This window comes from Halalkalibacter suaedae (assembly GCF_017939705.1).
GTDB classification, from domain to species: Bacteria; Bacillota; Bacilli; order Bacillales; family Bacillaceae_D; genus Halalkalibacter; species Halalkalibacter suaedae.
On sequence record NZ_JAGKSQ010000002.1, the window covers coordinates 493,616 to 505,434 of the forward strand.

An 11,819-nucleotide genomic window follows, 5' to 3' on the forward strand; every position below is an offset into this window, starting at 1 on the left:
TTCATTCCGCAGGAGTCTACGTATATTCATGCGCTAAATAAATGCTTTGTTCAGAATCTAAGTTAATTACTCAATTACTTTAGTTAGGGTCACAGCCTCAATAATGCTCACCCAAGCAAATCACTTACTTATCCCTGTTTTCAACATCATGAGAAACAAAACTACTATTTCTATCAACACAGGTGTAGATAGATCTTCCTAAATATAAAGGAATTGATAACTTCTCAAAGTCAGGTAATCCGTTTTCTTGAAACTTGCTTTGATCCTGATAAAATTGAACAATATTACCGACAAACCAATCATGATCTCCATACGTCTGACTATCGAAAACTTCACATTCATAAGCAATATAAGCATCCTTTAAAATAGGGGTATTTGTGATTATTCCTTTTTCGAAATTCACTCCCCCTTGTTCAAATTTATTTGTACTTGACCCTGAAAATACCCCTGCTTCTTGTATAAATCTTGCCTTTTCAAAAGGGAGGAAATTTACAGCAAAAGACCCCGCTTGTTTAATCAGTTGATATGTATGCCTTTCACGTCCGATAGCTACACCGTACATTGGCGGATTATATGAAATATACGAATGCCACCCAACTGCCATTACATTTTCCTTTCCGTTGTGAGAAACAGTCACGAGGGCAACCATCCCTGGGTAACTATGCATAACTTGTTTGTTTATTGCCTTAATCATATTATTACCTCCCTAATCTTTTAAACTTATTCTCTCATAGTTTTTAAATTATATTGAAATATATTTTAGCGGAATTTTTGTATTCTTGAAATACTTGACATAATTAAGGACCCAGAGTCATATAGACTGCGGGTCCTTAGTCATGTGTATTAGAAGTCTTATTGGTATTATTCCTTCACAAACTCTTTTGTACTTCTTACTGTATTAATTGGACGAACCATTTTCTCGATTTCTTCACGTTTGGATTCCAAAAACGGAGGTAAAGATAACTTCTCTCCTAATGTTTCGTATGGTTCATCACCCATAAATCCAGGCCCGTCTGTAGCAAACTCAAATAAAATTTGTGGAGCAACTCGTGCGTAAAGTGATTCAAAGAAAAAACGATCAACATAGCCAGATGTCTGCATCCCAAAACTTGGTAGCCTATCAATCCACTCATTTAATACATTTCGGTCTTCAACACGAAAAGCAACATGATGAACTGTACCAAACCCCTGTCTTGATTGAGGAAGAACGACATTATGCTCTGCAATGACTTGGGCCCCGTTTCCACCCTCTCCAACCTCAAACAAGTGGAAAGAACCTTCTTGAGCAACTTCTTTAAACAAAAGAACCTTTTCAAGTACTTCTTTAAAATGATCAAAGTTAGCAATTCTTATGAAGATTGGACCTAATCCGGTAATCGCGTATTCTAAAGGAATCGGTCCCTTTTTCCAAGGTTCTCCTGCTTCAACACCTTGATTGAATTCATCGGAGATTAATTGATACTGCTGTTCATCGAAATCAATAAAAGAAAGAGTCTTTTTACCAAATTGCTCTTTAATTCCTTCGTGCTTCACATTTAATCGTTCAAACCTTGTTAGCCAGTATTCTAATGCTGCATCACTTGGTACGCGAAATGATGTCTTTGAAATTTCATTCGTCCCGTGTCTTCCCTTAGGAATACCAGGGAAATCAAAAAATGTCATATCAGTACCAGCACTACCTACATCATCAGCAAAAAACAAATGATAGGTTTGGATATCATCTTGGTTAACCGTCTTTTTAACCAAACGCATTCCTAGAACATAAGTGAAAAATTCATAATTTTTCTCTGCACTGCTAGTAATTGCTGTTACATGGTGTATCCCTTTTAAATGATTCATCTAATCCTCCAATGAGCATAGCTTCTCTTAAGTTATTAAGATAACTTTTATTTTATGGTATGTTGAGAAAGCTATACGCTTCTTTTTTATTTAAATGATTAATAATTCTATATTGAATTAATTTATAACCCAACTATATCATAGTGATTAAAATGAAGTCAATAATATCAATTTCATTCCTAGGCTATGTCTTTACTTGATAAATTGGTTTATTTTTTTCAAGGAACGTTTATACTTTGTTGTAAAGGAGGGGCTTTCAATTACGATCATTTTTTATATTATCATTGCATGCGTGATTTCCTTCATACCGATCCTACGTACGATTTTTGGAAGCTATCACACACTTATACATGAAACAGGTCATGCGATTATAGCAATTATAACAAGAGGAAATGTACGTTCCATTTCTCTATTTTCAAACACTGAAGGAGTAGCTCACACAAGTTACCGATCTTGGTTTGGTGGAGTGATTACTAGTTACTTTGGCTATACCTTCGCAACATTGTTTACAATTTCCTCGTTTTTTTTGATCTATCACCATCACTACACGGCCTTATCGTATTGTTTAATCGTTTTAGCTACAATCAATTTGTTTCTCTGGGTTCGCAATACATATGGAATCCTATGGCTTATATGCTTTCTTTCACTTATGATATTTATTGAGTATAATCAGCTACTTACCTTTCGAATCCATTTTTTGACTCTTTTATCAAGTATACTATTGGTTCAATCACTATTAAGTTCTTTTATAATATTTCGGTTAAGTATTGTTCATTCCAAAGGGGCTGGAGATGCAACAAGCCTGAACAAACTAACAGCAATCCCTACCCTACTTTGGGGTCTACTATTCTTTGTTCAAGCACTATATGGTACTTATTTTGTTATTACGAATTATCTATAGATAAAACAGAGGCCACTGAAAAAGATAAGGTTTTAATCTTTTTAGCGGCCTTCAAGCAACGAACGGAGCCGTTGCATTCTTTTAAGCCTGTGTTTTTTTCATAGCAAGCGCCATTACAACTTCCTCGATTCTGTTCAAAGAGACTCTTTTAATGGCCTCATGCAAAAGCCGCAGGTGAGATTGCACACTGCAAAGGAGTCCCCTGATAAACGTAACTTTTGATTGGCGGCTGTTTTTCTTTTTTTAGGTTTAGAATTTGTTTTGGATTAACTACTAAAATCTCAGCTACAATCTGAACTTGCAAGTCGAACTAGAGGATTTTTCATAGCAGTGTCTATGCTCTAACTCACCTTTTTACATTCTATTTGCTAGCCTTTTTAATTCTTCTGTATGCTAGAATACCTCTTGATCAAGGAGCTCGTTTGATTTTAGCGTGATTACTTCTTTATAGTATCCGTCTCATAAAGGATAGACCTTAGATTCTTTACTGCGAAGAGTATTTCAACTAGTTGTTGAGATTTTGAACGAGTGATTTCATCAGTTTCTTTGGCTGAAATTTTACTGTTCTATTGATATTTACTTATAAGAGCAGAAAAATTCCATCTTACCTTTCATCAAAGCGGACGGGATGGGCGGGCCGACTCCTGCAGGAACAAAGGGCAGGTTGAAATCCACCGGCGTAGCCGGTTAGTTCAACGCCCTCCTGCGGAAAGCGTGCCCCCCATCCCGGTAGCGGTGTCGAAGCAACTTTTACAGCCATCGCTGAATGTTTTACGATATACAACTTTCCACTAACCTTGCCTCTTATTTTAAATAATCCACACAAAATAAGTAATGGTTACAGTGACAATCATATAGAGTAAATTTAACGGAATCCCGACCTTAATAAAATCTGAAAAACGATAACCCCCTGGTCCGTATACAATTAAATTGGTTTGATAGCCAATCGGTGTCGAGAAACTCGCGGAAGCACCAATAGCAACCGTCACAAAAAATGCCATTGGATCAAGAGATAACTGATTAGCCATTGCAAATGCAATTGGAAACATGAGAACAGCAGCAGCGTTGTTAGTAATAATTTCAGTAAAAACCGTCGTCAATAAGTAAACACCTATTAAAGCACCTATTACCCCTGCCCCTTTCGTTAACTGAACAAAATGATCAGCAATAAAAGTAGCAGCCCCCGATTGATCCAAAGCGATACCGACACCGATCGCACAAGCGATTAGTAATAAAACATCGAATTGAACATGTTTTTTTGAACTTTCAAATGTAATGGTTTTCGTCAAAAACAGTGTAATAACAGCTAATAAGGCTGCTTTAAACATAGACATGATCCCAAAAGATGCGAGTATAATCATTGCAATTAGTGTGCACATTGCCATCGTTGATTTTTTGGTGTCAACAATTCCAGGCTCCTCAAGTGCTGATACAACATAAAAATCTCTCGTTAAGGAACCTCTTGTTATAAAATCCTTATTAGCCACTAGAAGGAGTGTATCCCCTGGCTTCAAGGCGATATCTCCAATTTTATTATGAATGCGTTCATCATTGCGATGAACAGCTACAACGCCTGCATCGTACTTATTCCTAAACTTACTTTCTTTCACTGTTAGATTGACTAAAGAGGATTGATGTGAAACTACCGCTTCTACTAAATGAGCACTTCCTGTTTGTAATTCCTCTAGCTTGAAATCTGCTCCTGTTTCGATTCTTAGTCCCTTGATATTTTGCAATTCTACAATCGTAGAGAGCAACCCTGTAAAGATCAGACGGTCCCCCGCTTTTAATTTGTGATAGGAGGGAACTGGTCCCGTTCTTTCTCCATTTCTAAAAATGGCAATTAAGTAAAGTCCCTGAAGGTTTCGAAGGCCAGCTTCCTCAATTGATTTCCCGACAATTGCCGAATTAGCTTCAACTAATACTTCTGACAAATACTCTCTTGATGATTCATTAAAGGATTCTTCAGCTGTTTTTCGAGAAGGTAGTAATTTGTAGCCAATTGTTCCCATATACAGCATCCCAAGTATACTTGCAGGGAGACCAACAATCGCTAATTGAAACATTGAGAAACCTTCCATCCCCTGTTCCAACATAAATCCATGAACGACAAGATTGGTTGACGTTCCAATAAGAGTTAATGTTCCACCAAAGATCGCAGCATAAGACAATGGCATTAGAAATTTTGAAGGAGAAATATTTCGATCCTTACACCATTTTCGGATCACCGGCGTAAACATGACGACGATTGGAGTATTATTTAAAAAAGCTGACATGCTAGATACCGGAAGCATCATTTGAATCAATGACCTTCTAGGATTTTTTCCGCTACCTAGTGCCTTCATCATAAGATGATTGAGCATACCGCTCTGTTGCACAGCACCTGCAACAATAAATAAAAGAGCAATCGTTAACATTCCTTCATTAGCAAACCCTCTCAGTGCATTAGAAGGTGACAGAATACCTGATAATAACAGCACCGCTAAAGCACAAAAAACAATAAATGCCGGCCTTGCCACCTCTTTAATTAAACAAACAAGCATAACAAGGACGACAGAAATGACAAAAACTATTTCTATGGTCATGAGAGTTCTCCTCAATTGATCTTTAATATTTTATTATATAAATAGTCTATTCTCACAAAACATATGTGTCAACTTGGTTTTATGATTTTTGACACTTAAACGTTCAAAAGAATGGTATTATTATATAAAATTAAATATTTGATGGGGTGAACTTATGTCAACGATTGAAAACTTTTTGGAATTAGATATGCGTGTCGGTACTGTTATCAAGGCTCAACCTTTTCCAGAAGCGAAAAAACCGGCAATTAAATTACAGATTGATTTTGGAAATTTAGGCATCAAGAACTCATCAGCACAAATTACCTATAGGTATAACCCTGACAATCTTGTTGGTCGTCAAGTAGTAGCGATAGTAAATTTACCACCTAGAAGAATTGCTGGATTTAAGTCCGAGGTTTTAGTAATGGGTGGTGTACTTGGTCAAGAGGATGTTGTTCTACTTACAACAGACACAGCAGTACCTAATGGTACAAAGGTCTCATAGTATATAATTTCATCAAAAAATCAAAAATCCTTATCCAATGGTCTTAGCAGGTGAAAACCAAAAAGATTTTATTGTCGAAAATTGTAGTAAACACATAAAGAAATAGTATATAATAATGACCATATAGTTCTATAGGACTATATGGTCATTATTATATTTTTTTGAAAGTTGGGATGAGTGTGGAGCACGAACATCATCGAAAAACACTAATCTTCATTTTATTATACATAGTAATCTATTATACACTCATCTTGTTTGGCACAGGTAATGAACCATTTTACATTATTAGTCGTAACTTAATGTCAACTTCCGCGGCGTTCATTGCTGCAATTTGGCTTACTCGAGCTTTTAAAACGACTGTTTCAATCGAAAGAATTGTATGGTTTTGGCTATCACTAGGATGTTGGAGTTATTTTGCTGCAGAGTTAATTTGGATGTATTACGAAAGTTTTCTACGGACAGAAGTCCCTTTTCCAGGTTTAACCGATCTTTTTTACATGCTACAAATTCTATTTTATTTAATTGCATTCTCACGTTATCAATTTATCGTAAAAAGATTTTCTAGAATCTTACATCTTATTTTTGAAATTGTTATTGTGATGATTGTTATCGCAACATTTAGCTATTATTTCATTATCGAACATCAAATGAATAATCCAGAATTAACCGGTTTATTTTTATTTATATCAATTGGTTATCCTGTTGGTGATCTATTTTTAATATTTGCTGCAGTAACTCTATTTTGCACTGTAAAAGAAAGTGCAGTGAAAAGAGGATTCTTAATTATATTAATTGCAGTAATCATTCAAACAGTAGCTGATTCGAGTTATATGTATCTTCTACTTAATAATAATTACCATACAGGAAGTTTAATTGATCCATTATTTAGCCTATCACTTCTTTTAATTGGTTATTCAGGAATTCATGCAAATGGGTCTATCACAAATAAAAAGATTGATGCCTTATTTTTGAAGTTTGATACCCTTAGAATTTTGCTTCCATATGTCGGTTCATTAGGGTTGGTTCTGTATATTATTTTAATGGATCGAGAACATCAAATCCTTACAATTGGTGGCTTTCTCTCAATCCTTTTAATAATTGTAAAGCAAATCTCTGTTCTATATAACAACAAACAATTATTAGGCCATCTTAATCGTAGTAATGAACGATTTCAATCACTTTTTGATCATCATCCAGATGCAGTCGTATCTATTAATCTAAAAGGCGAATTAACTAGAGTTAATAATACTGCTGCGAAAATGGCGAACTGTTCTAATGAAGATCTTATCGGCCTGCAATTTGATTCCTTTTTCGAGGGCGAAGATCTGCTAAAGGTAAGGAAGCATTTTCATTTATCTTGTCAAGGTGATGATCAACATTTCGAGGTGAAAATTAAGAAGCCTAATGGAAAAAGGCGAAACCTCCTACTGACGAATATTCCAATGTATGAAGATAATCAAATTGTGGGCATTTTTGGAATTACCAAGGATGTCACTGATATTAAGAGAAATGAAAAGAGAATTAATTACTTAGCGTATCATGACTCTCTAACAGGCTTAGCCAATCGTGCTTATTTCGAAAATTCATTAGACTTAATGATCGCTGAATCAAAACAGGATGGGATCGGTTTTGCAGTTATACTCATTGATTTTGATCGATTTAAAATTATTAATGACACACTTGGTCATGATGCCGGGGATCAATTACTTATTGCCATTGCAGAACGATTCATCTCTTTAACAGAGCATAAAGCACTTGTGGCAAGACAAGGTGGAGATGAATTTTCTCTATTAGTTAAAGGCACGAAATCAGATGTAATTGAATTATTAGATAAAATAATGACTGGTTTAAACAAGCCACATAAAATCAAAGGAAATATTTTTATTACAACCGCTAGTATAGGAGTTTCATATAGTTCAAATGGGATTGAAACTGCTGTAGATGTATTAAAAAAGGCTGACATCGCCATGTACGCTTCAAAGAAAAACGGCAAAAATCAATATACTTTTTACGAGGAAGGTTTGGCTCAAGAATCCGAGAATCAATTATGGATTGAAAATGACTTATACCATGCCATCAATAACAAAGAATTTCTATTATATTATCAGCCACAAATCGATTCGACAAATAGTAGAATCTATGGAGTTGAAGCTTTATTACGCTGGAATCATCCGAAATACGGTATTCTTGCACCAGGTCAGTTTATTACAATTGCCGAAGAAACAAATATGATCTTACCGATTGGCGAATGGGTTCTGAGACAGGCATGCCTAGAAGGGAACAAGTGGCATGAATCAGGAGAATTACTTGAAATAGCAGTAAACATTTCACCAAAACAATTCCAATCACCCCATTTGATCAAGATGGTCGCAAATATAATAGCGGAAACTGATTTCAATCCTAATTATTTAGTACTAGAAATCACAGAAGCCGTTGCAATGAATAACATCGACGAAACGGTCATTAAATTAAAAGAATTAAAGGCCATGGGTATTCATATCTCGATTGATGATTTTGGAACGGGACATTCATCATTGTCGTATTTAGCCCAGTTACCATTTGATGAATTAAAAATTCCACGTGAGTTAGTGAACGAGCTTGGAAAGGAAACGCATAATGCCATTGTTTCAACAATTATTACATTAGCAGATAATCTAAAATTAAAAATAATAGCTGAGGGTGTTGAAACAAACGAACAAAAATCTATACTACAGAACATGAATTGCACTAATATGCAGGGATATTTATTTAGTAAACCTGTTTCAAGAGAAGATATTGAACATTACTTTCAACAATTTAGTACTAATTAGTAGTTATTATCTAAAAGAAGAGGCTGGGACATAACTAAAGTGCCTAACTGAAATACCGAATAATGCAATCACATAGCGGATGAAATATACGTAGACTCCTGCGGGATGAAAAAGCCAAAGGTGAGACCCCACAGGCGTAGCCGAGGAGGCTCACCGGCTTCCCGCGGAAAGCGAAGTATATTTCAGGAGCGGTTTACATCCGCCAACCACCATTGTTCGGATTTTCTATTAGTTAAATCACTTTTGTCCCAGCCTCTTCTTTACGATTTTACATTCTGACATATTTGAGCAACTAACACCGATCAGCTGCTATTGGTAAAACAACCGTAACAGTTGTTCCTTCGTTAACAATACTAGCAAAACTAATTGTACCATTATGTTCTTCGATAATTTTTCGAGAGATCATTAACCCAAGCCCAGTCCCTTTTTCTTTTGTCGTATAAAAAGGTTCCCCTAGTCGAGAGAGTCTCTCTTTTGAAATACCTATTCCCTCATCATCTACTATGACCACCAATTTTGTTCCTGTTTTTAAGATTGAAACTAATATATTGCCGCCCTTTGACATCACATCGATTGAATTTTTGATAATATTTTTAAAAACCTGCTTAATTTGGTTACGATCACAACTAATCAGTGTTGTTGAAGTATTTACATCTATGCTTATCTTTACGTTTTTTAAAATCGCTTGTGTATTTAAGAGAACAATTACTTCTTTAATTAACTCGACCATATCATTTTTTTTGACTATTGGGATCTCAGGTTTAGCTAAATAAAGAAATTCATTAACGATTTCATTTACACGCTCTACTTCTGCCATAATAATATCATAGTAAAGATGATTCTCTTTAGCTGAACCCTTGAGCAATTGAATAAATCCTTTAATGCCTGTTAATGGATTTCTAATCTCATGTGCTACCGCAGCTGCAAGCTGTCCAGCAAGTGAAAGCTTCTCTGAATTATGAATGAAATGCTCTACCTTTTTCTTATCAGTAACATCTCTAATTATGATTTGTTTTGCAGGTTCACCTCTATAAATCAAGGTCTGCTCCATTGCCTCAATATCAAGAAACTCTCCATTTTCCTGTTTCAATTTTCTTTCCATTACATTAACGGTATTCATCTGTTGACATGTCTTAATGATCTTTTGGTCATTATCAAATGTATCTTCAGAAACTAACAAACTAGAAATGTTCCTACCTATTAGATCTTGTTCATTGCTGACTCCGTGAAGAATGGCAGCTGCTGGATTAGCATAAAGCAGTTCCCCTTCTTTCTCAATAATGATACCATCAGGAGATTTTTCAACTAACTGACGATATAAGTTCTCCGAATTCTCTAACTCAATAAAATAGGAGAGAAATGTAGCCATTGATTGTAATAAGACAACCTCTTTATCTTGAAACGTATAAAGTGAAGTATCTATCGCACAAAGCGTCCCGAAAATTTCACCACTTTTTGTAATAATCGGTACTCCCAGAAAACTTTTTATATTTAATTCTTTTGTCACGTCCATTTTACTAGCAAGTGCGTGTTGAGATGTATCATTTATAATAACAGGGTCACGCCCTGTTCCAATTATACTTCAATAGGCATCCAAAAAATTCAACTGTGTTCCTGATTCAAACAATACCTCTTTACGGTGAAAAACACTATGTATCATACTCATAACTTGGTTATTAGAAGCCACACAAAAGGTGTTGACATTCATTTGTTTGCTTAATACCTCTAAAATATGGTCAGCAGCTTCTTTAAGACTAGTATAAAATTGATTTTCATTCTCAATTACTCTCATTAAAATACACCTCCTTACAACTGATTTTAGTTAATTATACAGGAAATGACTGAATATTATAGTGATTATTCTTTTTCAGATTAAATAACACTCATTATGTTCATTTAGTGCAGCATTTTCTTAAACTTAACAGTCTTATTTCCGATTAGACAGTTTAATCAATTAACTTTAAATTAACCAAAAAAAATAGCACATTAAAAAAAGTGCTATTCTCTCGAGTTTTTTATAGTTGAACTGGCCAGAGACATGAAAAGTATGATTAGTGAGAATGCGACAAGAGCTAGAAATGGTATCGTTATAAAACCAAAAAAGTTAATATATTGAGCATTGCATGGTACTCCACTAACACATGGTCTGATTGGTGCAAAACCAGGTATCTTCTGTATTAAATAATGATATAAGGAAATAATCCAACCAACCATTGCGAGTGGTAATACATATTTTCTTATTGTGAAATCACTTTTAAATGTAGCAATCCCCAATATAAGTGACAAAGGATACATCAAGATCCGCTGATACCAACATAGATCACAAGGAACAAACCCTAGTATTTCACTAAAATACAAGCTTCCTAAGGTTGCTACAAGTGATACGAGCCAAGCGGAGTACAAAAATAATGGTTTGTTTATATTCATATTACTCGTGTTCCTGTAATTCTTCTTCTATTATACTTTTAATCATCTCGTAATCAAAGGGATCTTCAACAACCTTTTCATTAATCATGACGGTCGGTGTTGACGTAACATTATATTCATTTACAAGCTGAGTATCTTTATTAACCTCGGCAATCTCATCCTGCTGTTCAATGCTTTCTCTTAATAATGATGAATCTAATGATGGGATCCCATTGGCAATATCCACGACTGCATCAATTGTTAACCAAAGATTATCATGGTTTTGACTTTCAGGTTGTGCTTCAAATAATTGTTTATGGAATGTCCAATAATCAGAAGGTGATTGTTTTAAGACAGACTCCGCTGCTAATGACCCTATTTCAGATTCCTCACCGTGAAACAATACATTAACATATGAAAAGTTGACCGAACCATTATTAATATACTCTTCTTCTAAAAGTGGCAATACCGCTTCTCCCCAGGCTTTACAGCTTGGACATTTAAAGTCACCAAACTCGACTACAGATACAGGTGCATCGACATTTCCTAAAAGTGGCTGTCCACTAATCGGGGGTTGTTCATCAAAAACCACGGCTTCAGGTGTTGTAGAGTAATTTTTAAGTAAGATTAATAACGTTAAAATAATAATAATTCCTAATGTAAGGACTACAGCCATTTTCATAGGTGATGTTGTTTTATTCATTCAATCTACCTCTTTTCAAATAATTACCTCTATTTTATACGATATCCAGTAAAAAATCGTTAAAAAAATAATGAAAAATAAACAAACCTTC

At 35.1% G+C, this 11,819-nt stretch carries 10 protein-coding genes; 3 read left to right on the top strand and 7 right to left on the bottom strand.

What is annotated here, in order from left to right; genetic code table 11:
- Positions 1 to 124: 124 nt before the first annotated feature.
- Complete coding sequence (locus J7W16_RS06530) at positions 125 to 694, bottom strand: flavin reductase family protein (RefSeq protein WP_210596463.1); 570 nt, start codon at positions 692 to 694, stop codon at positions 125 to 127.
- A 167-nt stretch (positions 695 to 861) separates the two neighbouring features.
- A complete protein-coding gene (locus tag J7W16_RS06535) occupies positions 862 to 1,839 on the bottom strand; it encodes a ring-cleaving dioxygenase (protein WP_210596464.1) in 978 nt (325 codons plus the stop codon).
- A 196-nt stretch (positions 1,840 to 2,035) separates the two neighbouring features.
- Between J7W16_RS06535 and J7W16_RS06540 the strand changes: the two genes are divergently transcribed.
- Positions 2,036 to 2,740 (top strand): M50 family metallopeptidase, encoded by a 705-nt coding sequence (locus tag J7W16_RS06540; RefSeq protein ID WP_210596465.1) that lies wholly within the window; start codon positions 2,036 to 2,038, stop codon positions 2,738 to 2,740.
- A gap of 809 nt (positions 2,741 to 3,549) precedes the next feature.
- Here the strand turns inward: J7W16_RS06540 and J7W16_RS06545 are convergent.
- The gene (locus J7W16_RS06545; protein ID WP_210596466.1) at positions 3,550 to 5,325 is read right to left on the bottom strand and encodes an SLC13 family permease; all 1,776 of its coding nucleotides are present in this window, start codon (positions 5,323 to 5,325) and stop codon (positions 3,550 to 3,552) included.
- 154 nt (positions 5,326 to 5,479) lie between these two features.
- Here J7W16_RS06545 and csaA point away from each other — a divergent pair, with 154 nt between their 5' ends.
- Both csaA and J7W16_RS06555 read left to right on the top strand, forming a co-directional pair.
- Positions 5,480 to 5,809, top strand: a complete 330-nt coding sequence (gene csaA, locus J7W16_RS06550) for a chaperone CsaA (protein ID WP_210596467.1) — start codon at positions 5,480 to 5,482, stop codon at positions 5,807 to 5,809.
- 179 nt (positions 5,810 to 5,988) lie between these two features.
- The gene (locus J7W16_RS06555; RefSeq protein WP_210596468.1) at positions 5,989 to 8,619 is read left to right on the top strand and encodes an EAL domain-containing protein; all 2,631 of its coding nucleotides are present in this window, start codon (positions 5,989 to 5,991) and stop codon (positions 8,617 to 8,619) included.
- A gap of 292 nt (positions 8,620 to 8,911) precedes the next feature.
- On the opposite strand, the gene J7W16_RS06560 is transcribed toward J7W16_RS06555, so the two are convergent.
- The 4 genes from J7W16_RS06560 to J7W16_RS06575 all read right to left on the bottom strand — a co-directional run bounded on the left by J7W16_RS06560 (position 8,912) and on the right by J7W16_RS06575 (position 11,728).
- Complete coding sequence (locus J7W16_RS06560) at positions 8,912 to 10,198, bottom strand: ATP-binding protein (protein WP_346726911.1); 1,287 nt, start codon at positions 10,196 to 10,198, stop codon at positions 8,912 to 8,914.
- Positions 10,199 to 10,201: 3 nt separating this feature from the next.
- Positions 10,202 to 10,411: a hypothetical protein gene (locus tag J7W16_RS06565; RefSeq protein WP_210596470.1), complete on the bottom strand. Its 210-nt coding sequence runs from the start codon at positions 10,409 to 10,411 to the stop codon at positions 10,202 to 10,204.
- Positions 10,412 to 10,617: 206 nt separating this feature from the next.
- Positions 10,618 to 11,046 (bottom strand): disulfide oxidoreductase, encoded by a 429-nt coding sequence (locus tag J7W16_RS06570; protein WP_210596471.1) that lies wholly within the window; start codon positions 11,044 to 11,046, stop codon positions 10,618 to 10,620.
- Position 11,047: 1 nt separating this feature from the next.
- On the bottom strand, positions 11,048 to 11,728 hold the full coding sequence (locus J7W16_RS06575) for a DsbA family protein (protein WP_210596472.1): 681 nt from the start codon (positions 11,726 to 11,728) through the stop codon (positions 11,048 to 11,050).
- Positions 11,729 to 11,819: the final 91 nt, after the last annotated feature.

What these genes read in the sequence shown, in the direction of transcription:
- J7W16_RS06570 (WP_210596471.1), bottom strand. Translation starts at nt 11,046, where the DNA reads ATGAATATAAACAAACCATTATTTTTGTACTCCGCTTGGCTCGTATCA.
- J7W16_RS06575 (WP_210596472.1), bottom strand. Translation starts at nt 11,728, where the DNA reads ATGAATAAAACAACATCACCTATGAAAATGGCTGTAGTCCTTACATTA.
- J7W16_RS06565 (WP_210596470.1), bottom strand. Translation starts at nt 10,411, where the DNA reads ATGAGAGTAATTGAGAATGAAAATCAATTTTATACTAGTCTTAAAGAA.
- csaA (WP_210596467.1), top strand. Translation starts at nt 5,480, where the DNA reads ATGTCAACGATTGAAAACTTTTTGGAATTAGATATGCGTGTCGGTACT.
- J7W16_RS06535 (WP_210596464.1), bottom strand. Translation starts at nt 1,839, where the DNA reads ATGAATCATTTAAAAGGGATACACCATGTAACAGCAATTACTAGCAGT.
- J7W16_RS06545 (WP_210596466.1), bottom strand. Translation starts at nt 5,325, where the DNA reads ATGACCATAGAAATAGTTTTTGTCATTTCTGTCGTCCTTGTTATGCTT.
- J7W16_RS06530 (WP_210596463.1), bottom strand. Translation starts at nt 694, where the DNA reads ATGATTAAGGCAATAAACAAACAAGTTATGCATAGTTACCCAGGGATG.